The organism is Acidiphilium sp. C61, from assembly GCF_905116885.1.
Taxonomy (GTDB): domain Bacteria; phylum Pseudomonadota; class Alphaproteobacteria; order Acetobacterales; family Acetobacteraceae; genus Acidiphilium.
This window is the reverse complement of the sequence record NZ_CAJHNI010000005.1, coordinates 2,532,270-2,552,990: the sequence shown is the minus strand read 5'-3', so window position 1 is coordinate 2,552,990 and position 20,721 is coordinate 2,532,270. Positions and strand designations below refer to the sequence as shown.

Genomic DNA, 20,721 nt, shown 5'->3' with positions numbered 1-20,721 from the left:
ATCAGCCGTTCAGCTGTCCCGCGGCCTTGAGCTGGGCGGCGCGGGCGAGGATGCGGTCCTCGATGCCGCTGGCGACCGCGGGATCAACCGGCTGGTCGACCCAGGCGCCGCCGCTGCGGCCCTGCTCGAACACCGAGACCCGGAGGTTGTTGGCGGCGAGCGTGGTGCCGAGCACATAGGCGGTGACCTTGAAGCGATGGTCGGTCGTGCCGGGCGGGGAATACCAGTCGGAGATGATGACGCCGGCGAAGGGATCGGCCGAGGCGAGCGGCATGAAGCTCAGCGTGTCGAGCGAGGCGCGCCAGAGATAGGCGTTGACGGCGACGCCGGTCTGCCCGGCCTGGCTCTTGCCGCCGAGGCTGAACAGCGAGCCGATGCCGCCGCCATTGCCGCTCGATGCCATTGCCTGGGGCACCCGGTAGGACTGCATGCTCGGCAGGTTCGGCTGCTGCGCGTTGCTGCACGCCACGAGCGCGAGGGCGGAGGCGAGCGCCGCGAGCTTCAGGGCGGTCCGCGGGAAATGGTTCGGGCAGGTCATGTCTGGAAAGCGCACATTCGTCTCCGCAGTTCGGACCGGAGGATCCGGCCGGCAACGATGGTCTTTAACCCTGCGACGCGACCGCGCCAAGGGCCGCGCGGCCGCGAAGGCCGCCAAACGTGCGGCCGTGAAGGCCGCCAAACGGGTGCGGCCGCGAAGGCCGCCAAACGGGTGCGGCCGTGAGGGCCGGCAAACAGGTGCAGCCGTGAAGGCCGCCAAAAGAAAAGGGCGGCGGATCGCTCCGCCGCCCCATCTGAACACCTTGCGGGTCAGATTACCACTTCAGAGCGGCGCCGAGGCTGATCGCCTGGGACTGCACGTTGTTCTTCAGGTTCGTCGCGCTGTTCGACGCGAAGCTGTAGTTCGCCTGGTGACGGTGACCATAGAGGTAGGTCGCATACAGGCCGAGGTTCTTGCTGAGGGCGTAGTTGGCGCCAACCGCAACACCATAGTCGGTCTCGGTGCGGCCGATGCCGGAGCCGAGCGTGTAAGCGCCAGCCGACTGGTTGTTGAAGTAGTAGGCACCGACCGTGTAGGGGCCCATGTCGTAGATGCCGGTCACTTCATAGAAGGTCAGGTCGCGCTGGCCGGGCATCAGGAAGTGCAGGCCGCTGTTGACCTGGCCAGCCTTCGCATTCACGCCGAGGGTGAAGCCGGCATACTTGACCTGGCCGGACAGCTCGTTGATGCCCATCGACTTGTACACGTTGGCGCCGGTGCTGTTGCCGATCGGCGCGGCGTGCAGGTAGTCATAGGCCAGCGTCACGCCAACGCCGTTGAACTCGCCGGAATATTCGATGCCGCCGGTGACGGTGTTCTTGCGACGGGCATTGCCCGCACCGCCCGGAGCGCTCGCCAGCGTGGCGCAGGTGGTGCTGCCAATGGCGCAAGCCTCGCCCTGCTTGAAGCCGTTCGAGTTCGGCTCATAGTCGAAGCCGGCCTGGAAGCCCGCGATCTTCGGCGAGATGTAGACGATCTTGTTGGTGGTGTAGAGCGCGCCGGTCGAGGTGAAGAGGCCCGAGGGAGCGTCCGGCGAGGGGACAGCGGCGCCGACGCCACCATCGGAGTTCCACAGGTTGCCGTCACCGAAATTGTAGTATTCGCCGGTGGAGAGCAGCCACCAGATGCCATCGGTCTGGCCGAAGCGGACGAAACCGGTCTGCGGCGTGCCAATATAGGCGAAGGCGCGGCGGATCGCGACGCCGGTCAGGCTGCCGCTGGCGCTATTCTCGGCAATGCCGACGCCGGCGCTGCTGTAGGCCGTGCGCAGCTCGATATGCGCACCGTACTGCACGCCATTCTCGGTGGTGCCGTCGAAGCCCGGATACAGGCGGATGAAGCCGGACATGCCGATCGGGTTCAGCTTGGTGCCGCCCTGGACGCTGTCGCCGGACGCGCCGATCATGTTGATCTGGTCGTTGATCAGGCCGTTGAGGTAGACATGGATCGAGCCCGGGGCCGGAGCCTTGGCAGCCTGGGCGTGGGCGGCGCCGGACGCCGCGACCATCAAGCCGAGCGACGCGGCAGACGCCAGAAGATACTTGCGCATTCAAACCTCCATTGTGCCGGCCGAACCGGCGTGAATCCTGCGCTGCCTGCGCCGTATCGGAAAGGCGACCAATCGCGGCCGGGCAGCGGACAAGCGGATAAAAGGCATTTCAGTCTCAGGAAGCAACATGCGTGGGACGGCTTGCGGGCTATTTAGATGCGCTGTTGTATCAAGGACACAGTGTATGGCGCTGAATGGCCAGCGCTCCGATTGCGGCGGCGCCGGCGCAGGATCGGCCGAGCGCGCGCAGCCGGCGCCCCCGCACGCCGCCCAGCGCGATGACCGGCAGCCCTGCCCCGCGCGCGAGCGCCGCCCAGCGCACCGGCCCCAGGGCGGGCGCGCCGGGATGGCTCACGGTCGGGAAGGCGGGCGAGAGAAACACGAGGTCCGCGCCGGCGCGGCGGGCGCGGACGAGTTCCGCCCGGCCATGCGCGGAGGCGGTGATCCAGCCACGGGTGAGGTGGGCGCAGCCGAGATGGGCGCCGCGACGCAGATGCAGCCCGGCATGCAGCGCCGCGGCGAGGTGCGGCGCGCCGGCGACCACCAGCGCGATCCGCCGCGCGCGGCACAGCCGGGCGATGGCGGCGGCGCGCGCCACCGAGACCTCGTCGCGCAGCACCACGCCGGACAGGCCGGGCGGCAGCACCGCGATCGCCGCCAGCGGATCGGGCAGCCGAGCGGGATCGGTGAACAGCCACAGCGTCGGGTGGCTTGTGCGGCGGCGGCGCTTGACCGCCCGCGCCGCCGCGATCAGTTGTTCATCCATGAGCGAATTCAGCCCCGACACGATCAGGCCCGCCCTCGATGCCCTCCGCGCGCGAATCGCCACGGCCGCACAGGGACGCGCGGTCACGCTCATCGCGGTGTCGAAAACCAAGCCGGTCGCGACGGTCGAGGCGGCGCTCGGCGCCGGGCAACGCGTGTTCGGCGAGAACCGGGTGCAGGAGGCGGCGGCGAAGTTCCCGCTGCTGCGCCCGGCGCATCCGGGCCTCGCGCTGCACCTGATCGGGCCGTTGCAGACCAACAAGGCGCGCGAGGCGGTGGACTTGTTCGACTGCATCGATTCGCTCGACCGGCCGAAACTCGCCGATGCGCTGGCGGCGGCCGCCGAGCGCGCCGGGCGGATGCCGCGGCTGCTGGTGCAGGTGAATGTCGGCGACGAACCGCAGAAGGCCGGGGTGAGCATGGCCGAGGCGGATGGTTTCATCCGCGCGATGCGCGCCCGGTTCGGCGAGCGCCTGCACGGGCTGATGGCGATTCCGCCGCTCGGCGACGACCCCGCGCCGCATTTCCGCACCCTCGTCGCCATGGCCGACACGCACGGGCTGGCGGTGCGCTCGATCGGCATGTCCGATGATTTCGAGACCGCGATCGCCTGCGGGGCGACCGAGGTGCGCGTCGGCTCGGCGCTGTTCGGCGCGCGCCACGCGCCTCAATAGCCCCGGGCGAAATCGACCAGCGTGGCCGGGAGGCGGCCGGCGGCGAGTGCGCGCAGCGACGCGAAGAAGCTGGCCAGCGTCGCCGCGTTGTAGCGGGCCGGATCGTCCGAGGAGATATGCGGCGTCATGATCAGGTTCGGCGTGTCCCAGACCGGATCATCCGGCGGGACCGGCTCGGTGGCGAAGACGTCGAGCACCGCGCCGGCGATGGTCCCCGCGCGCAGCGCCGCACAGAGTGCCGGCTGATCCGCCAGCGCGCCGCGGCCCATGTTGATCACCCCGGCATGCGGCGGCAGCAGCGCCAGCCGCCGCGCATCGAGCAGGTTGCGCGTCGCCGCGGTGAGCGGACAGGCGAGGAGCAGGAAATCGGTGTTGGGCAGCATCAGGTCGAGATCGGCGATCGGGCGGGTCGCGTCGCAATCGGGGTGCGGGGCGGTGCCGTTGCGCACACCGGTCACATGGATGCCGAACTGCCGCGCCCGCCGCGCCGCGCCGCCGCCGAGACCGCCGACGCCGACGATGGTCGCGCGCCTGCCGGCCACCGTGCCGGAGGCGCGGCGCTGCCAGCGATGGGCGCGCTGGTCGGTCGCGAAGGCGGGCATGTGGGTCGCCAGCATCAGCATCGCCATGATCGCGAATTCGCCGGCGCGGTCGGCGTGCACGCCGCGATTGTTCAGCAGCATCACCCCGCTGGGGATCATGTCGAACGGGGCGAGCGGGTCGACGCCGGCGGAGGTGGACTGGATCAGCCGCAAGCGCGGCGCGAGCGTGAGATCGAGCCGGCGGATCGCGGCGGGGGTGGCGATCAGCGCCTCGATCCCGGGCGCCGCGGCGGCGAACTCGGCCGCGGTCTCGCCCACGGTCAGGGTGTGGCCGGCGCCGATCTCGCCGGCGAGGCCGGCGGCCTCGTGAAACTCGGGCGCCGTCAGCTTGAGATAGGGGCTGTCGGCGAATTCCTGGATGTGGATGTGCATGCTTACCCCGGCTGGTGAAATCCGAAATGCAGGACAAGGAAGATCAGCCCGCCGGCGAGGAAGCCGACCAGCGTGCCGTTGACGCGGATGAATTGCAGGTCCTTGCCGACGCGCAGTTCGAGCCGCTCGGTGATGGTCGCGGCATCCCAATTCCCGACCACGCGGCCGATGAAGCCGGCGATCTCGGCCTGCGCGCCGGGCAGCAGCCGGGTGACGACGAGGCCGGCGCCGGCGGAGATGCGCGCGCGCATGGTGGGATCGGCGGCGAGCAGCGTGCCGAAATTGGCGAGGGCGCCGGCGATGAGAAGCTGCGCGTGACCACCCGGCCGTGCGGCGTCCGCCGCGATCGCCGCGCGCAGCCGCGCCCACAGCTCGCCACCCCAGGCGCGCACGCTCTCATGCCCGACCACGCCGCGCAGGGCGGCGCCGAGTTCGGCGGCGCGTTCCGGATCCTCGGTGAGGCGGACGATCTCGCGGCGCACCCATTCATCGAAGGCGGCGCGCAGCTCGGAGCCATCGGGGTCGATGCGTTCCAGCTCGGTGTTGAGCGCGGTGACGACGCGCGCGGCGATGTTCGCCCCCACCGCCCAGCCGACCAGCGCGCCGCCCTGCTCGCGGACGCGCTCGCGCACCGCCTGTTTCAGCTCGGCCTCGCGGCTTTGCAGCAGCAGGCGAAGCTGGCCGAGGGTGAAACTGAACACCTCCTGGTGCCGCCCGCTCTCGACCAGCGAGGCAAGCGCGCGGGCGACGAGGCGGCCGGCGGTCGGCCCGCCCGCCATGCGCGGCAGCAGCCGGCCGAGCACGCGCCGCGCGCGGCCGTCCTCGACCGAATCGAGCAGGCGCGGCAGCGCTCCGGCGATGGCTTCGGCGAGCGGCGCCGACATCGCCGGATCGGCGAGGAAGCGGCCGAGCAGGGCGGGGATGTCGAGCCCGGCGAGAAACCGCGTCACATCGGCGCCGGTGAAGACGTGGTTGGCGACGAAGCGGCCGAGGGCGGCGCCGAGCCGCTCCTTCTGCGCCGGCAGGATGGCGGTGTGCGGGATCGGCAGGCCGAGCGGGTGGCGGAACAGCGCGGTGACGGCGAACCAGTCGGCCAGGCCGCCGATCAGCCCGGCCTTGGCGGCATCGCGCAGGAACAGGGCGGCGGGGTCGGGCGGCATTGCGTAGCCCACCGCCATCAGCGCCGCCATCAGCGCGAGCAGCCCGGTCGCGAAGGCCCGGTGCCGGAAGAGCGAGCGGCGGAGTGCGGCGTCGGGGTCGGATACGGTCATTGCGCTGATGTGGCCTGATCCGCAGCAAGGGGCAACCCGGCGGCGGGATCGGTCGCGCAAGGTCAGTCGCGCGCGGGTTCAGCTTTACGCGCCGTCGCGCGCGGGAGCCCTCAGCAGCGCGAGGCCGGCCACGGCGAAGCCGGCGCTGGCCAGGAACGTCGCCGCCGGGCCGGCGACGCTCCAGGCGAGGCCGGCGATCAGGCTCGCGGCCAGCAGCGCGACGCCGCTGGCGAGGTGGAACACGCCGAAGGCGGTGCCGCGCGCGCCGGGCGGCGCGGCATCGGAGACCAGCGCCGAGAGCACGCCCTGGGTCAGCCCCATATGCAGGCCGAACAGGGCGATGCCGATCAGGCCGACGACGAGCGAGGGGGCGAAGCCGAGGCAGAGATCGGCCAGGATCAGCACGCCGAACCCGGCGGCGAGCACGCCCCGGCGGTCCAGCCGGTCGGCGAGGCGGCCGGCGGGATAGGCGGCGAGGCCGTAGACCACGTTCATCACCACCAGCACCGCCGGGGTGAGCGCCAGCGGCAGGCCGAGGCTGCGGGCGCGGAGCACGAGGAACGCCTCGCCGAAACGGGCGAGCGTCAGCACCGCGCCGGCCAGCACGACGCCGCGGAAGCGCGGGCCGAGCGATGCGAATTCGCTGGCGCGCAGCGGCAGGCGGACGGGCGGGCGATCGGGCTTTGGCGGCGGCTCGCGCACCGCGACCGCGAGCAGCGCCACCGCGGCGAGGCCGAAGGGCAGCGCCAGCCAGAAGACGAGGCGGATATTGTCGCCGCTCGCCGCCATCAGCACGATCGCGAGCAGCGGGCCGGCGAAGGCGCCCACCGTGTCGAGCGACTGGCGCAGGCCAAAGGCCGCCCCGCTCATGCCCGGCGGCGCGAGGTCGCCCACAAGCGCATCGCGCGGGGCGCCGCGCACGCCCTTGCCGATCCGGTCGAACACGCGGGCGCCGAGCACCCAGCCCGCCGCCGGGGCGATCGCGAAGACGGGTTTCGACAGCGCGCCCATCGCATAGCCGACGATGGCCAGCGCCTTGCGCCGGCCGAGCCGGTCGCTCAGCCAGCCGGAGAACATCTTGACGATCGAGGCCGTCCCCTCGCCCAGCCCCTCGACCAGGCCGACCATCTCGGTGCCGGCGCCGAGGGTGACGACGAGGAAAACCGGCAGCAGCGCGTGGACCATCTCGGACGAGATATCCATCAGCAGGCTGACGCACCCGAGCGCCCAGATGGCGCGCGGCAGGCGCGGCCGCGCGAGGCCCGTTTCCACCGGCGCGCTCATGACGTCAACGCGAGCGTCGCGCCATCATGCCGCCCTTGCGAGCGTCGCCCAGCACAATCTGCCATCGTCGGTCCTCCTAGAGCATCATCCGATCAGATGGAATCATCTGATCGGATAAAGATGCTCTAATTATCAACAAGATAGAGCACGACATCCGATCCGGATGGATCGGAACGTGCTCTGGTCCGCAGGTAGGACGATATGCGGCGCGATGCCAAGCCCGCCGGGATCAGATCGCGAGCATCACCCCGCGAGAGCGGCCGCCCCGGACCGGGCGCGCGGACGGGCCGGGAAGGCCAGCACCGGACGGCCGCTGGTGAAGGTGCCGACGCGCTCGATGATCGAGGCGGCGTCGATGCCGTTGGCGCGGTAGAGATCGGCGATCGTGCCGGTCTGGCCGAAGCGCTCGACGCCGAGCGGCAGCACCGGATGGCCGGCGACGCCGCCGAGCCAGGACAGGGTTGCGGGATGGCCGTCGATCACCGTGACGATGCGGCAGTCGCGCGGGAGCGGGGCGAGCAGGCGCTCGGCGAGCGAGGTTACCGCCTCGCCGCGGCAGCGCGCGCGCTGGGATGCGCTCCAGCCTTCATGCAGCCGGTCGGCCGAGGTGACGGCGAGCACGCCGATGTCGCGCCGGCTTTCCGCCAGCGCCCCGGCGGCGCGGATCGCCTCCGGCGCCACCACCCCCTGATAGGCGATGACGAGTTCGGCATTCGGCCCCGGCTCGCGCAGCCAGTAGGCGCCGTCGGTCGCACCCTGCCGCCAGGCGGTGCCGCGCCGGCCCGGCTGCTCGACCGGGTTGGTGGACAGGCGGAGATAGACCGAGCCGCCCGCCGCATCGGCAAGGCCAGTGCGTGGATCGATGCGCGGATCGGTATGCGGATCGGCGGCGTCGCGCTGGAGATGGTCGAACGCCCATTCCATGATCGCCGCCAGTTCATCGGCGAAGGCCGGCTCGAAGGCGGCGAGCCCGGGCTGGGTCATGCCGATCGCCGGCGTGCCGATCGACTGGTGCGCCCCACCCTCGGGCGCGAGGGTGACCCCGGAGGGCGTGCCGACCAGCAGGAAGCGGGCATCCTGGTAACAGGCGTAGTTCAGCGCATCGAGCCCGCGGGCGATGAAGGGATCGTAGACGGTGCCGATGGGGATCAGGCGGCGGCCGAACAGCGACCGGGCGAGGCCGGCGGCGGCGAGCAGCAGCATCAGGTTGGTCTCGGCGATGCCGAGTTCGAGATGCTGGCCCTCAGGGGCGAAATCCCAGCGGGCGGTCGAGGGGATTTTCTCGGCGCGGAAAAGATCGGCCATCGCCTCGCGGGCGAACAGGCGGCGGCGGTTGACCCAGGGGCCGAGCGAGGTGGTGCCGGTGACGTCGGGCGAGGTGGTGAGGATGCGCGCGGCGAGCGCGCTGTCGCCGCGGGCGAGATCGTCGAGGATACGGCCGAAGGCGGCCTGGGTGGAGATTTCCCGCTCGCCGGGGGAAGCGAGGGCGGGGACCGGCAGTTGCGCATCGTCGTGCCGGCGGCGGCCGGCGGCGAAGAAGGGCGCCGCATCGAGCCAGGCGCGGAAGCCCTCCACATCCGCGACCGCGGCGAAGCGCTCCCATTCCTCGCCCTGACCCACGCCCATGTGGCGCTGCCAGGCCTGCATCTGCTCGACCGTCATCACCCCGCCGTGATTGTCCTTGTGCCCGGCGATCGGCGTGCCCCAGCCCTTGATCGTGTAGGCGAGGAAGCAGGTCGGGCGGTCATGATCGATGGCGGCGAAAACATCCGCCATGGTCTGCACGCAGTTGCCGCCGAGATTTTCCATCAGCGCGGCCAGCTCGGCATCGCTGCGCCGGGCGATCAGCGCCGAGACCGCGCCCTGGTCGCCCAGCTCGTCGAGCAGGCGCTTGCGCCAGGCGGCGCCGCCCTGGAAGGTGAGTGCTGCGTAGCGCTGGTTGGGGCAGGAATCGATCCAGTTTCGCAGCGCCTCCCCGCCCGGCTCGGCGAAGGCCGCGCGCTGCAGCGCGCCGTATTTGATCCGCACCACATCCCAGCCGAACGCCTCGAAGATCTTCTCGATGCGCTGCCACAGCCCCTCGCGGGCGACGCCATCGAGCGACTGGCGGTTATAGTCGATCACCCACCAGACATCGCGCAGCCCGTTCTTCCAGCCTTCCTGGAGGCATTCGTGGATGTTGCCCTCGTCGATCTCGGCATCGCCCATCAGCGCGACCATGCGGCCGCGCCGCACATCCCGCCCCCATTGCTTCGCCGCGATATAGTCCTGCACCAGCGCGGCGAAGGAGGTGATGGCGACGCCGAGCCCGACCGAGCCGGTGGAAAAATCGACGTCGTCATCGTCCTTGGTGCGGCTCGGATAGCTCTGGGTGCCGCCGAAGCCGCGGAAAGTCTCCAGCCGCGCGCGCGTGGTATTGCCCATCAGGTATTGCATCGCGTGGAACACCGGGGCGGCGTGCGGCTTGACCGCGACGCGGTCTTGCGGGCGCAGCGCGGTGAAATAGAGCGCCGCCATGATGCTCACCATCGAGGCGGAGGAGGCCTGATGCCCGCCGATCTTGATGCCGTCCGCCTTCGGCCGGAGATGGTTGGCGTTGTGGATCATCCAGTGCGACAGCCAGAGCAGGCGCTGTTCGGCGGTTTTCAGATGCGGCGTCATTCGCGGTCTCCCGGCATGAGGGCGGTGCTCGGAGTCTAGGCAGGCGGGTGGAGCGAATCCTTGCGATTCACGCGACATTGGACAATATCGTGGCGATATTCTGCAAGGAGCCACACGATCATGGTGAAATCCGGCACGATCGATGATTTCGATAGGGATATCCTGTCCGCCCTTCGGAGCGATGCGCGTATCTCCATGCTCGATCTCGCCGAGCGGGTCGGGCTGAGTGCGACGCCGGTGGCCCGCCGCGTGCGCCGGCTGGAGCGGGAGGGCATCATCCGCGGCTATACCGTGATGATCGACGAGGCGGCGCTTGGCTTCGATGTCTCGGTGTTCGTGTCGGTCAAGCTCGACAAGCAGGTGGATGACGCGCTGGTGCGCTTCGAGGCGGCCATCGCCTCGTTTCCCGAAGTGGTCGATTGCTGGCTGATGACGGGCAACCGCGACTATCTGCTGCGGGTGGTGACGACGAGCCTCGCCGCGTTCGAGCAATTTCTGGTCGGGCAGTTGACGCGGGTGCGCGGTGTCGCCTCGATCGAGAGCTCGATCCCGCTGCGCCGGGTCAAGTCCGGGGTGTCGCGTTCAGCGTGAGGAGGGCAGCCTGAGGGGGGCAGCCTGAGGCGGGCAACCTGAGGCGGGCGGCGCGTCAGGTGCTGGCGAAGGAGGAGACGGGCGACGGATGCGGCAGCGCATCCGCCCGGGCGCACAGCCAGCCGGCGACATCTTCCTCGGGCATCGGCCGGCTGTACAGGTAACCCTGGAGCGAGCCGACGCCGAGATCGATCAGGTGGCTGTTCTGTTCCGCGGTCTCGACCCCCTCGGCCGTCACCTGCAAGCCGAGTGCCCGGGCGATGGAGAGAATCGCCTCGATCGTGGCGTAGCCGTTGCGGCCGGCATCGCGGACAAAGGACTGGTCGATCTTGATGACGTCGATCGGCAGATTGCCGAGGAAGGAGAGCGAGGAGAAGCCGGTGCCGAAATCGTCGAGCAGGATGCCGATCCCCTGGCGGCGCAGGCTGTCGAACAGTTGGGCGAAGCGTTCGGCGTCGTGCAGGAACATGGTTTCGGTGATCTCGATCTTCAGGCGCGCGGGCGGCAGGCCGGAGACCGCGAGCGCGTGCTCGACATCCTCGATGAGGTTGCCGACCAGCACGTGGCCGACCGAGATGTTGACGGTGACGGCGATCGAGGGATCGGGCCAGGCGGCGGCGGCGAGGCAGGCCTGTTCGAGCACCCAGCCGCCGATGCGCTGGATCTGCCCGCTCTGCTCGGCGATGGGGATGAAGGTGGCCGGGCTGATCGGGCCGCGGACCGGATGGGTCCAGCGGAGCAGCGCCTCGAACGCGGTGCAGGCACTGTTGCGCGCGGCGATGATCGGCTGGAAGACGAGGCGGAACTGGTCTTCGCGGATCGCATCCCGCAGCCCCTGCTCCAGGTCGTAGCGGTCCGCCATATCCTCGGCGAGGGCGGGGTCGAAGCGCTTCGCCCGGCTCTTGCCCTCGCGCTTGGCGGCGTACATCGCCACATCGGCGGCGCGGATGACGATGTCGGCGGAGCCGCCATTGTCCGGATAGAGCGCGACCCCGACCGACGCCTCGATCCGGCAGATATCGGTGCCGACGGTGATCGGCGGGCGGATCGCGTCGATCAGTTTTTCGGCGAGGCGCAGTGCCGTGTCGCCATCGCAATCGGGCAGGGCGACGAGGAATTCATCCCCGCCCCAGCGGGCGACATCGCCCATGCCGCCCACCGCGTCCGCCACCCGCGCGGCGGTGCGGCGGAGCACCTGATCGCCGATCTCGTGGCCGCGCAGGTCGTTGATCTGCTTGAAATTGTCGAGATCGACGAAGAGCAGCGCGACCCGCGCCGGGGATTGCGGGGCGCCCTCGATCATCGCGGCGAGCCGGCCGTTGAAGGTGGAGCGGTTGTAGAGCCCGGTCAGCGGATCGTTCGAGGCGAGACGGCGGAGCGCCTCGGCATAGCGTTCGCGCTCGGCCACCTCGTGAGCGAGTTCTGAGGTCCGCTCCGCCACTCTGCGCTCCAGCGTCGCGTTGGCATCGGCAAGGTCGAGCCTGACCCGTTCGAGGGTCTGCCGCTCCTGTTCCGACCGCAGGGTGAGCACCTGGTTCCAGCGGGTGAGACGCAGCCCGTTCAGCACGGTGCGCGAGGTGCGCCGGGCGAAGGAGAACGAGGCGAAGAAGGCGAAAATCCCGAAAATGGCGAATTTGCCGCCATCGTCCGGCCGCACGAACAGCACGAAGGCGACACCCGGGAGCATCACCGCGCTGCAATAGCCAATGATGAGCCGGAAGCTCGCGCTCAGCACCGTGACGCTGCCGCCGGCCATGGCGAAGAAGACCATGAAGGCATAGGCTTCGGAGAGCGGCGGCAGGCGCCAGAAGAACAGCCAGGAGAAACTGCCGAGCAGCAGGGCGAGGGTCATCGTGCCGATGCCGAAGCGGCGGATCATCCGCCGCCCGTCGAACGGCTGGTGGCGGAGCCGGGGAAACAGGATGAAAATGTCGACGAAGCGGCCCGCCGAGACCAGCAGGATGCCGGCGAACCATTCATAGAGGCCGATGGCGACGTCCGGCGTCCTGACCACGATGATCAGGATGGCCGAGACCGCGATGGTGACGAAGACGCTGCTGCTGCCCATCGAATAAAGCAGCGATGCACGGTCGCGCTCGATCAGCCGCTCAAGCTCGGGATCTGGCGGGGCGTCCGGGCTCGGGTGCGGGGCTGTCGTCCACATGGGGGTCCTAACGGGCAGAGGCAAAGGCGGCTGAAATGCAGTCCGACGGCGAAACGGGCATCGACCTCAAATGCGCCGGACGGGATTCTGTCCGGGTAATCACTATGCCGTGATTAGGCACGGACGGGTTAATGAAACATTATCGAAATGTCCGCGCCGCGGGAACCTACCTTGCGCACAGGGGATGGCCACCGCCTTGGGAGCCGGACCATCGCTCTGGCGCACGACATCCGATCGGGTTATTCCGTTTGACCGTAGGCGGCTCCAGTCGCGGCGGACGCGCCGGGCGCGCTTTGCCGGGGACGCCTCGGCAGCGATTTCGTCCATGCCGTCGGCCGCATGGGCGTCAGCATCGACAGTTCGTAGAGGTCGCTCGGCAGGGGGATGGGGTCTGACATGGGGCGACCATGTGCGGGGCGAAGCCGCTTCGTCGATGATCCTGGTCAAGCGGCGGCAGGGGATGCCCCGCCGCCGCCCGACCGGATGAGGGGCGCAAGCTTCCCCCTCAGGTCCCCGACCGAGGCGCCGCACCGCAGGCCGCATGCGCGGCCAGCAGGGTGACGACGCCACGGCAGGTCGCCGCGTGGCTGGCCATCGCGATGCCGGCCATGTTGATCGTCGATCGCGGCGAGAGATCGCGATTTTTCAGATAAGGCACGACCGAAACATTGCCCGCGGCGACGGCCGCTCTATTCCCGGCGAGTGCCGCGCTGCCACCGGCGCCGAGCGCCACGGCGCAGGAGGCTGGCAGCGAAGCCAACACGACAAGGGCCGACGTCACGCGACGATGTGTGCTGATAAACCTTTTCATCTTTTATCCCATTGAAAGCGTTGTCTGACGAAAAGATTTTTTCTTGGGAAGGATTTTCGCTGTTTATTGCTCTTGAAAGTGGATCCGGATTTTCGGCCGCAAATTCGTTTTTTCGGGGCCATCCTTCGCGAGACACTGCCGGGTGGCGGGGCCCGCGGATGGGGTTGGATGATGCGTTCATAGGGGCAGATGGTTAAGAGCTGGTTTCGAAACCGGACCGTTTTCAAGGCTCGATTTACTTGCTCCCGAGGTGTGATTAAGTCTGCCCGATGGACCAGCAGGGCGATTGGGCGCGCTGGCTGCGCGAGGCGCAGGCCGGGAATCGCCGGAGCTACGAGGCCGTGCTCAGGGCGGCGCTGCCATGGCTGCGTGGCATGGCCCGCCGCCGGTTTCCCTGGGCCGATGCGGCCGAGGCCGAGGATATCGTGCAGGACACGCTGCTGGCGTTGCACCGCAACCTGCATCTCTACGATCCGGCGCGGCCGGCGGCGCCGTTTCTCCTCGGCATCCTGAAACTGCGGGGGGCCGACCGGCGGCGCGCGCAGGCGCGGCATCATCTCCGCACGACGCCGCTGGACGATGTGCCTGTAACCTCGTCTTCACTTGCGACGAAAGAGACGCAGGAGGTCTCGATCGATGTCGGGCGCATATCATCCGCGGTCGGCGCGCTGCCGCCGCGCGAGCGGGAGATTCTGGAGATGCTGAAGCTGCGCGAGATGTCCCTTGCCGAGACATCCGCGGCTACCGGGATGAGCGTGGGCGCGCTGAAGGTGGCGACCTTCCGGGCCATCCGGCGCCTGCGGGCGAAACTCGGGGTGAACGATGAGGAGTGAGGAACTGATCGCATCGCTTGCGCAGGATCTGCGCGGCGTCAGGCCCCTGCCCTCGCCCGCGCGGCTTCTGGCGACCTGGCTCGGCGTCACCGTTCCGGTTCTCGCCGCGATCACGCTGATCATGGGGCCGCGCCCCGATCTCGCCGGGAAATGCGGCGAGGCGGGGTTCCTGATTTCGGAGGGGCTCGGCGTCGTCACCGCGCTGGTCTCGGCCTATGCCGCGTTCTGCGCCGGCCGCCCGGACCAGCCGGGGTGGAAACTCTGGCTGCCGATGCTGGCGATGCTGGCCTGGCTCGGCGAGTTCGGCCGGCAATGCGCGGTGCTGGGCGTGCAGGATGCCGGCGGCATGCTGCGCCTGACGCTCGACCCGATGTGCGTGCCGGGCATCGCCATTGCCGGCGTGATTCCGGCCGGCTTCATCGTGATGCTGCTGCGCCGCAGCGCGACCTTCCGGCGCGACCATGCCTGCCTGTGCGGCGCCCTCGCGGCGGCAGCGGCGGCGGAGGTGGCGCTGCGGCTGTTTCACGGCTCGGTCAATATCGTGACATTGCTGCTCTGGCAGATGGGCAGCGTGATTCTGTTCACCGCGCTCGGCTGGTTCGCCTCGAGCACGATCCTGAGCCATGCCGTGCGGGCGCCGCGCCGCCGGCAGGAAGCCGGCTGAAGCAGCGTCGCCCCCCCCCGGCATGCATCGGGATGTGTATCGGCATGCGCAGAGCGGCGCATGTTCAAAATTGCAGGCGAACACCGAAACGAATACGAAATGTTAATTAATTCGCTGTTATGGACAGCCCACGCGCCTTCCACCCCGACCGATTTCCTGAATACCGGTATCCCGAGAGGATGATGCAGATGCCATCGGCGGACGACCGCCTGCCTGAAACGTTTTCGACGGTGATGCGGGATCACGCGTTCATGCGGCTTCGGCGCGGATGAGCCTGCTGCATGCCGCCCGGCGGGTGATCCGGCTCAGCCTCGCGGATGGCATTCCCGCCAGCTCGTTGCGGGTTGCCATCGTCGTCGGCGTGATCCTCAACCTGATCAACCAGGGCGATGCGCTGCTCGGCCTCGCCCGGCCGCACTGGGTAAAGATGATCCTCACCTTCATCGTGCCCTACTGCGTCGCCACCTACGGCGCCGTCTCGTACCGGCTGCGCGAGAGCGAAGGCGCGCAATGATGTCCAACCGACGAACACACGGAGCGTCTCGATGACCGCCAAAAGACCCAAGGGCCTTGCCGCGTTGGCGATGCTGTCGCTCGCGCTGGCCGGAACCATGCTCGCCCTTCGGTCATCCCGCGCCGATCCCCTGCCCTTCGACCTGCCGGCCCCGCCGCCGCACATCACTGTCGGCATGCTATACAACACCTACAGTTCGGCGAGTTCGTTCTATACGGCGGGCGGCACGAAGATCGGCCATACGCGGATCTCGACGGATGTGCCGGTGCTGCGTGTGGTCAAGGGATTTTCGGTTGGCGGGATGGCGGCGGCGGTGCAGGTGATCGCGCCCTATGTGGTGTTTTCCGGCGGGCAGGAGATCGGCGGGCGGCAGCTGACCCACAATTCCGGCTTTGTCGAGCCGCAACTCGGTGGCTACATCTATCCGGTCAACGATCCGTCCGCCGATCAATATCTGGTGCTGTCCTATCTGGTCAGCCCGCCGAGCGGATCGTTCAGCCCGGCGGCCACGCTGAATGCGAGCACGAATGACTGGGTGAACGAGATGACCGCTGGCTATGGCCATGTCCTGCTCGGGCAGGCGCATGACGGGCGGCGGCTGGATATCGAGCTGTGGGGGGTGGCGCGGTTCCAATCCGGCAACAGCGATTTCGGCACGCTCGCCACACCGTTCGGCACGGTGCGCGAGCGGCTGGACACGCAGCCCTCCGGGAAGCTCTTCGTCTATCTCCCCTATATCTTCCAGCCGCGGACGGACGGGTATGTCGGGCTCAGCCTGTCGCAGTCCTTCGGCGGCAAGCAGACGGTGGCGTTCAGCCCGTTCCCGACCGGGCGGGTGGATACCGGCAACCGGACGGATGCGACCACGGTGGGCGTGTTCGGGGGTTCCTTCCTCAGCCGGACGATCTTCGCCTACAGCGCGCTGACGACAGATGTGCGGGTGCGCGGCGGGGCACGCAACGATGCCTCGTTCACCCTCGTGATCGGCCGGCTGTTCTGATTCCGGCCGCCGCGGCGGCGCCGCGCTCCTGAAAGGCGGACATTCCGCTCTTCGCCTGTAACCATTGTGTCGGTCACCGCGAATACGGAACAGCGGCATCGATGGACGCCGCCCCATATCGAGACAGGAGTTTGCCATGCGCGGCACCGGGAACAACCGTGCAGACCGCCTCGGTGCCGTGAAGGCCTTCACGGCGCGCGGCGTTCTGGCGGCTGCACTCACTTTGCCCTTCGCCGCTCCGGCCGGTGCGGCAGCGCCGCAGCCGCCGGCGTTTTCATCGGGCACGCTGGCGGGCTGGGCGGTGAAGCATTTCGACGGCCGGCATGTCACGCAATACGGTATCGCCCGGTCGGGGGGCAGCCCGGTGTTGCAGGCGATCTGCCGGGATTCGGCCTCCGGCCTGATCTGGAAACACCGGATCGATCTCGACAAGACCCCGGTGATGAGCTGGCGCTGGAAGATCGCCCATGTCTATGCCGGGCTCGACCCGCATGCGAAATCGGGGGACGACTATCCCGCGCGCGTCTATGTTGTGGCCGGCAATCCGCTGTTGCCCTGGACGCTGCGCAGCCTCGTCTATGTCTGGGCGAACGGCCCGGTCACAGCGGCGAAGCAGGGCCCGCACGGCACGAAATTCTATCCGGATCCCTATACCTCGCAGGCCGAGATCGTCGCCCTCCGGCAGGGGCCGGACGGTGCCGGCGGCTGGGTCTCGGAGCGGCGCAACCTGAAGGCCGATCTCGCCCGCGCCTTTGGCGGCCATCGGCACATCATCGGCGCCGTCGCGGTCATGACCGATTGCGACGATTCCCACAGCCATGGCCGCGCCTGGTATGGCGATATCAGGCTGGAGGCCGGCGGGTAGGGCACGTTCCGATCCTTCCGGATCGGATGATGCGCTATCTTACCGAGAACCAGAGCATCTTTATCCGATCCTTCCGGATCGGATGATGCTCTGGGCCGGCACAGGCTTGCCCGGCGCCGGGCGGCTGGCCTATCTCGGCGTCATGGTGAGGCCCCGACAGATGCGCGGTTCCGCCGCGCGGGCTTGGCGATGAACACGTCCGCCGGGGCGGGCGGCCTCGGCGTTGCGGCGCTGCGGCGCTATGTCCTGACCGTCGCTGCCGGCAACCTGGTCTGGGAGGTCTTGCAACTCCCGCTCTATCGCATCTGGTATCATGCGGACCCGCTGCGCCTTGCGTTCATCGCCCTCGCCGGGACAAGCGGCGATATCCCGATCGCGATCGTCTCGCTGGTTTGCGCCTTCAGCCTGTTCGGCAGGGAGCGCGCCGCGCCGCCGATCAGCCCCGCCGTCGCGTGGACGACGATCGCCATCGGCCTCGTCTACACGATCGGCAGCGAAATGGTGCATCTGCGGCTCGGCACCTGGCACTATGCGGCGCTGATGCCGCGCCTCCCGCTGCTCGGCGTCGGCCTCGGCCCGACGCTGCAATGGGTCGCCATCCCGCCGCTGGCGCTGCGCGCCGCAGGCGGGCGCTTCCTGCCCCGGGCCCGATCCGGCACCGGATGAGCCCTGCGGACCCGGCGTCGGGTTTCGCAGGATTACGCGCGATCGTCCCAGCTCGGCGCGGGCAGGCTGCGGAAGCCGGGTTTGGCGAAGATATAGCCCTGCATGAGCGCGATGCCGAGATCGCCCAGCGCTGCGCATTCATCCCGCGTTTCAACACCCTCGGCCACGACCGTGATCCCCATCTCCCGGCACATCGCGGCGCAATGGCCGACGATGCTCCGCCGCCGCGCATCGGTGTCGATCCCGCGGATCAGCTCCATGTCCAGCTTCACGAGATCGGGACGGAACTTGGCGAGCAGGTTGAGGTTGGAATATCCGGACCCGAAATCGTCGATGGCGGTGCGAAAGCCCATCGCCGCGTATTCCGCCACGATATTGGCCAGATGATCGGGCGCTGCGAGCAGTTCGCCCTCGTTGATCTCGAAGATGAGCTTGCCGGTGGGAAACCGGCTGCGGGCGGCGGCCTGCAGCGTGGTGCGGATGCAGGCGCGCGGCTCGTAGACCGCGTTGGGCAGGAAATTGATCGAGAGATCCCACGCCGTGTCGGCAAGGCCGAGTGACGCGGCGGTCTCGATCGCGGTGACGCGGCAGGCCTGGTCGAACGCATAGAGTTCCGCCTTGCCCACGCTGCGCAGGATGCTGGCCGCGGACTCCCCGGCGGGGCCGCGCACCAGGGCCTCGTAGGCGAAGACGGACCGCGCCGCGACATCGACGATCGGCTGGAACGCCATGGCAAGCGGCCTGTCGAACAGGCCCTGCCGGCAACCGGTGCAGGATTTCGTGCTTTCGGAACGCGTTTCAGTCACACTCATCAGTCACACTCATCTCGCCATCGCCATCATCGATACGTCTTCACGCCAAGCGTTCAGAAAGACAGAATTAAGGTTTCGCAGAATGCGACCAATTATTTAATGAAAAGCTAAAATGCTCTCGCATACAGGGCATGCAATCCTGCCCCATTTCGGTACTTCGCGCACGAAGCAACGGGCGCAGACCGCCGCCGACAGCGGCCGCCGGCCCGGAAGATAACGTATATTTGACTGTCCAGATCGAGGAACCGGTGACCATCATTTCCGACATCGCGAAAAGATGGTGGGTGCGACAGGGATTGAACCTGTGACCCCCGCCGTGTGAAGGCGATGCTCTCCCGCTGAGCTACGCACCCGGTCGGCAATTCTCTAGCGGCGTGGCGCGGCGAAGGCAAGAGGTCCCCCAAGAGAGGCCTAGACGAGGTAAGGCGAGGCGCCGCCCTGGAGCACTTTCCGATCCTTTCGGATCGGATTCAGTGCTCTATCATGTTGATAATTAGCCCCGCGCCGGCGGCGCGGTGGGGCGGATCGCGGCGAAGGCGATCCCGAGAAAGAAGGTCAGGCAGGCGACGCTGAAGCCGTTCAGCGTCGCGAGCGAGGCGGCTTGCGCCGCCGGATAGGTCGCGACCGGCGGCATCGGGGCAAGGCGCAGCGCGGCATAAGCCAGGAAAGGCAGACCGGCGAGGGCGAACATCGTCCGCCGTTCGGATTGGTGAAAGCCGAGTGTCGCCAGCATCACGCAGGGGATCAGGAACAGCGCCACCCCGGAGGAGAAGCCGAGCACATGGTTGCACCATGCGGTGTTCAGCGTCGCCACCGTGCAGAGCAGTGCGCGCGCGGCATAGCCGCTGCGCCGGGCGAGCAGCGGCACGGCGAGCCAGAACGGCAGCGAGGCCAGGGTCAGCAGCACGAACGGGCCGGCATTCCGCCCGAGCACGGCCCAGAGATAGAGCGGATAGAACGGCGTGTTGCCCGCCAGCACGAGGGCGACGGTGTTGCAGGTCGCGGTCAGCCCGTCCTCATGCGCGACGAAACCGGCAAGGGCGCGGGCGGCGGCGCGCATCAGGCCGGACGCAGCCGGTAGTGGCTGACCCCCCAGGATTCGCCGCCGGCATGGCCGAACAGCCCTTCGGTGGCGAGGAAGAACAGCCGCCAGCGCCGCTTCCACACCGCAGCCTCAGCGCCATAGACGCGGCTCAGAATCTCGTCGATCGGGCCGGCATTGCGGTCGTAATTCTCCAGCCAGAGGCGCGCGGTGCGGGCGTAATGCGTGCCGTTCCAGCGCCAGTCGGCCTCCAGCGCGAACAGGTCGGAAAACTGGCCGATCAGCCCGTGGCTCGGCATGATGCCGCCGGTGAAGAAATGCCGGGCGATCCAGTCCGCCGGATCGTCGTGATCGAAGCGGTAGGGGCCGGTGCGGTGCGAGAACACGTGCAGGAACAGCGCGCCGCCGGGGGCGAGCCACTGGCGGACGCGCCCGAGCAGGCCCTGCCAGTTGGACATGTGCTCGAACATCTCGACCGAAACCACCCGGTCGAATGTCCGCTCCGGGGTGAATGCGTTCATATCGGCGGTGACGACGCGCAGATTGGCCAGGCCAAGCCGCGCGGCCTCCGCCTCGATATGCGCGCGCTGCGAGGCGGAGTTGGACACCGCGGTGATGGCGGCGGCGGGGTAGCGTTCCGCCATGAACAGGCTCAGCGAGCCCCAGCCGCAGCCGAGTTCGAGAATCGCCTGCCCGTCGGCGAGGCCGGCATGGTCGCAGGTCTGCTCCAGCGCCTCGATTTCCGCCATCTCCAGCGTATCGGCCGGGGAGCGGAAGAAGCAGCTCGAATATTTCCGCCGTGGTCCGAGCACATGGCCGAAAAACGCCGCCGGCACCTCGTAGTGCTGGGCGTTCGCCGCATCGGTGTGCAGGGCGATCGGCAGGCGCGCCATGTCACGCGCGAAGGCGCGTTCGGCATCTTCCGTCATCGCCGCGAGCTTGCGGTCGGTCCGGCCGACCAGCCCGGCGATGCCGCGGCGGGTCAGCGCATCGGGGATCGGCAGGCGCTCGGCCATTTCGGCCATGGTGGCGGCGAGGTTCAT

General features: G+C 68.8%; 20 protein-coding genes and 1 tRNA gene. 8 read left to right on the top strand and 13 right to left on the bottom strand.

Features of this window, described 5'->3' with window-relative positions; all coding sequences use genetic code 11:
* Nucleotide 1: 1 nt before the first annotated feature.
* The 3 genes from HUW10_RS14825 to HUW10_RS14815 form a co-directional block, all read right to left on the bottom strand.
* Nucleotides 2-538 carry a DUF3576 domain-containing protein gene (locus HUW10_RS14825; RefSeq protein WP_371808634.1) on the bottom strand — a complete coding sequence of 179 codons (537 nt, stop codon included), beginning with the start codon at nucleotides 536-538 and terminating at the stop codon, nucleotides 2-4.
* Between the two features lie 274 nt (nucleotides 539-812).
* Nucleotides 813-2,087, bottom strand: a complete 1,275-nt coding sequence (locus HUW10_RS14820) for a porin (protein ID WP_174504192.1) — start codon at nucleotides 2,085-2,087, stop codon at nucleotides 813-815.
* Nucleotides 2,088-2,256: 169 nt separating this feature from the next.
* Nucleotides 2,257-2,853: a thiamine phosphate synthase gene (locus tag HUW10_RS14815; protein ID WP_174504191.1), complete on the bottom strand. Its 597-nt coding sequence runs from the start codon at nucleotides 2,851-2,853 to the stop codon at nucleotides 2,257-2,259.
* On the opposite strand from HUW10_RS14815, the gene HUW10_RS14810 reads away from it, so the two are divergent.
* Nucleotides 2,852-3,526, top strand: coding sequence for a YggS family pyridoxal phosphate-dependent enzyme (locus HUW10_RS14810; RefSeq protein WP_174504190.1), 675 nt, complete (start codon nucleotides 2,852-2,854; stop codon nucleotides 3,524-3,526). The two genes, HUW10_RS14815 and HUW10_RS14810, sit on opposite strands and share 2 nt — an antisense overlap.
* Here the strand turns inward: HUW10_RS14810 and HUW10_RS14805 are convergent.
* From HUW10_RS14805 to HUW10_RS14790, 4 genes are all read right to left on the bottom strand, one after another.
* Nucleotides 3,520-4,500, bottom strand: a complete 981-nt coding sequence (locus HUW10_RS14805; RefSeq protein ID WP_174504189.1) for an NAD(P)-dependent oxidoreductase — start codon at nucleotides 4,498-4,500, stop codon at nucleotides 3,520-3,522. The genes HUW10_RS14810 and HUW10_RS14805 overlap by 7 nt on opposite strands.
* 2 nt (nucleotides 4,501-4,502) lie before the next feature.
* Nucleotides 4,503-5,771 (bottom strand): DUF445 domain-containing protein, encoded by a 1,269-nt coding sequence (locus tag HUW10_RS14800; RefSeq protein ID WP_307781119.1) that lies wholly within the window; start codon nucleotides 5,769-5,771, stop codon nucleotides 4,503-4,505.
* A gap of 84 nt (nucleotides 5,772-5,855) precedes the next feature.
* Entirely contained in the window at nucleotides 5,856-7,043 is a 1,188-nt protein-coding gene (locus tag HUW10_RS14795) for an MFS transporter (RefSeq protein ID WP_236656417.1), read from the bottom strand.
* 255 nt (nucleotides 7,044-7,298) lie between these two features.
* Nucleotides 7,299-9,716 carry a transketolase gene (locus HUW10_RS14790; protein WP_174504187.1) on the bottom strand — a complete coding sequence of 806 codons (2,418 nt, stop codon included), beginning with the start codon at nucleotides 9,714-9,716 and terminating at the stop codon, nucleotides 7,299-7,301.
* Nucleotides 9,717-9,836: 120 nt separating this feature from the next.
* Here HUW10_RS14790 and HUW10_RS14785 point away from each other — a divergent pair, with 120 nt between their 5' ends.
* Nucleotides 9,837-10,307, top strand: a complete 471-nt coding sequence (locus HUW10_RS14785) for an Lrp/AsnC family transcriptional regulator (RefSeq protein ID WP_174504186.1) — start codon at nucleotides 9,837-9,839, stop codon at nucleotides 10,305-10,307.
* 55 nt (nucleotides 10,308-10,362) lie between these two features.
* Here the strand turns inward: HUW10_RS14785 and HUW10_RS14780 are convergent, their stop codons facing one another.
* Both HUW10_RS14780 and HUW10_RS14775 read right to left on the bottom strand, forming a co-directional pair.
* Nucleotides 10,363-12,471 (bottom strand): bifunctional diguanylate cyclase/phosphodiesterase, encoded by a 2,109-nt coding sequence (locus HUW10_RS14780; protein WP_236656416.1) that lies wholly within the window; start codon nucleotides 12,469-12,471, stop codon nucleotides 10,363-10,365.
* Nucleotides 12,472-12,976: 505 nt separating this feature from the next.
* Nucleotides 12,977-13,252: a hypothetical protein gene (locus HUW10_RS14775; RefSeq protein WP_174504185.1), complete on the bottom strand. Its 276-nt coding sequence runs from the start codon at nucleotides 13,250-13,252 to the stop codon at nucleotides 12,977-12,979.
* A gap of 299 nt (nucleotides 13,253-13,551) precedes the next feature.
* Here HUW10_RS14775 and HUW10_RS14770 point away from each other — a divergent pair, with 299 nt between their 5' ends.
* The 6 genes from HUW10_RS14770 to HUW10_RS14745 all read left to right on the top strand — a co-directional run bounded on the left by HUW10_RS14770 (nucleotide 13,552) and on the right by HUW10_RS14745 (nucleotide 17,824).
* Nucleotides 13,552-14,115, top strand: coding sequence for a sigma-70 family RNA polymerase sigma factor (locus HUW10_RS14770; RefSeq protein ID WP_174504184.1), 564 nt, complete (start codon nucleotides 13,552-13,554; stop codon nucleotides 14,113-14,115).
* Complete coding sequence (locus HUW10_RS14765; protein WP_174504183.1) at nucleotides 14,105-14,779, top strand: NrsF family protein; 675 nt, start codon at nucleotides 14,105-14,107, stop codon at nucleotides 14,777-14,779. Before HUW10_RS14770 ends, HUW10_RS14765 begins: the two co-directional genes overlap by 11 nt.
* Nucleotides 14,780-15,047: 268 nt before the next feature.
* The gene (gene nrtS, locus HUW10_RS14760; protein WP_174504182.1) at nucleotides 15,048-15,293 is read left to right on the top strand and encodes a nitrate/nitrite transporter NrtS; all 246 of its coding nucleotides are present in this window, start codon (nucleotides 15,048-15,050) and stop codon (nucleotides 15,291-15,293) included.
* 31 nt (nucleotides 15,294-15,324) lie between these two features.
* The gene (locus HUW10_RS14755; RefSeq protein ID WP_174504181.1) at nucleotides 15,325-16,293 is read left to right on the top strand and encodes a transporter; all 969 of its coding nucleotides are present in this window, start codon (nucleotides 15,325-15,327) and stop codon (nucleotides 16,291-16,293) included.
* 136 nt (nucleotides 16,294-16,429) lie between these two features.
* Nucleotides 16,430-17,158 (top strand): DUF3047 domain-containing protein, encoded by a 729-nt coding sequence (locus HUW10_RS14750; RefSeq protein ID WP_174504180.1) that lies wholly within the window; start codon nucleotides 16,430-16,432, stop codon nucleotides 17,156-17,158.
* 189 nt (nucleotides 17,159-17,347) lie between these two features.
* Nucleotides 17,348-17,824: a hypothetical protein gene (locus HUW10_RS14745; protein ID WP_174504179.1), complete on the top strand. Its 477-nt coding sequence runs from the start codon at nucleotides 17,348-17,350 to the stop codon at nucleotides 17,822-17,824.
* Between the two features lie 32 nt (nucleotides 17,825-17,856).
* Here the strand turns inward: HUW10_RS14745 and HUW10_RS14740 are convergent, their stop codons facing one another.
* From HUW10_RS14740 to HUW10_RS14725, 4 genes are all read right to left on the bottom strand, one after another.
* A complete protein-coding gene (locus HUW10_RS14740) occupies nucleotides 17,857-18,555 on the bottom strand; it encodes an EAL domain-containing protein (RefSeq protein WP_174504902.1) in 699 nt (232 codons plus the stop codon).
* A gap of 359 nt (nucleotides 18,556-18,914) precedes the next feature.
* Nucleotides 18,915-18,989: transfer RNA gene (locus HUW10_RS14735), tRNA-Val, on the bottom strand.
* Between the two features lie 140 nt (nucleotides 18,990-19,129).
* Nucleotides 19,130-19,696 (bottom strand): hypothetical protein, encoded by a 567-nt coding sequence (locus tag HUW10_RS14730; RefSeq protein WP_174504178.1) that lies wholly within the window; start codon nucleotides 19,694-19,696, stop codon nucleotides 19,130-19,132.
* Nucleotides 19,696-20,721: a cyclopropane-fatty-acyl-phospholipid synthase family protein gene (locus tag HUW10_RS14725; protein WP_174504177.1), complete on the bottom strand. Its 1,026-nt coding sequence runs from the start codon at nucleotides 20,719-20,721 to the stop codon at nucleotides 19,696-19,698. Before HUW10_RS14725 ends, HUW10_RS14730 begins: the two co-directional genes overlap by 1 nt.

Coding starts and splice junctions, on each gene's coding strand:
- HUW10_RS14825 (WP_371808634.1), bottom strand. CDS start 538: ATGACCTGCCCGAACCATTTCCCGCGGACCGCCCTGAAGCTCGCGGCG.
- HUW10_RS14820 (WP_174504192.1), bottom strand. CDS start 2,087: ATGCGCAAGTATCTTCTGGCGTCTGCCGCGTCGCTCGGCTTGATGGTC.
- HUW10_RS14810 (WP_174504190.1), top strand. CDS start 2,852: ATGAGCGAATTCAGCCCCGACACGATCAGGCCCGCCCTCGATGCCCTC.
- HUW10_RS14815 (WP_174504191.1), bottom strand. CDS start 2,853: ATGGATGAACAACTGATCGCGGCGGCGCGGGCGGTCAAGCGCCGCCGC.
- HUW10_RS14805 (WP_174504189.1), bottom strand. CDS start 4,500: ATGCACATCCACATCCAGGAATTCGCCGACAGCCCCTATCTCAAGCTG.
- HUW10_RS14800 (WP_307781119.1), bottom strand. CDS start 5,771: ATGACCGTATCCGACCCCGACGCCGCACTCCGCCGCTCGCTCTTCCGG.
- HUW10_RS14790 (WP_174504187.1), bottom strand. CDS start 9,716: ATGACGCCGCATCTGAAAACCGCCGAACAGCGCCTGCTCTGGCTGTCG.
- HUW10_RS14785 (WP_174504186.1), top strand. CDS start 9,837: ATGGTGAAATCCGGCACGATCGATGATTTCGATAGGGATATCCTGTCC.
- HUW10_RS14780 (WP_236656416.1), bottom strand. CDS start 12,471: ATGTGGACGACAGCCCCGCACCCGAGCCCGGACGCCCCGCCAGATCCC.
- HUW10_RS14770 (WP_174504184.1), top strand. CDS start 13,552: ATGGACCAGCAGGGCGATTGGGCGCGCTGGCTGCGCGAGGCGCAGGCC.
- HUW10_RS14765 (WP_174504183.1), top strand. CDS start 14,105: ATGAGGAGTGAGGAACTGATCGCATCGCTTGCGCAGGATCTGCGCGGC.
- nrtS (WP_174504182.1), top strand. CDS start 15,048: ATGAGCCTGCTGCATGCCGCCCGGCGGGTGATCCGGCTCAGCCTCGCG.
- HUW10_RS14755 (WP_174504181.1), top strand. CDS start 15,325: ATGACCGCCAAAAGACCCAAGGGCCTTGCCGCGTTGGCGATGCTGTCG.
- HUW10_RS14750 (WP_174504180.1), top strand. CDS start 16,430: ATGCGCGGCACCGGGAACAACCGTGCAGACCGCCTCGGTGCCGTGAAG.
- HUW10_RS14745 (WP_174504179.1), top strand. CDS start 17,348: ATGAACACGTCCGCCGGGGCGGGCGGCCTCGGCGTTGCGGCGCTGCGG.
- HUW10_RS14740 (WP_174504902.1), bottom strand. CDS start 18,555: ATGGCGTTCCAGCCGATCGTCGATGTCGCGGCGCGGTCCGTCTTCGCC.
- HUW10_RS14730 (WP_174504178.1), bottom strand. CDS start 19,696: ATGCGCGCCGCCGCCCGCGCCCTTGCCGGTTTCGTCGCGCATGAGGAC.
- HUW10_RS14725 (WP_174504177.1), bottom strand. CDS start 20,721: ATGAACCTCGCCGCCACCATGGCCGAAATGGCCGAGCGCCTGCCGATC.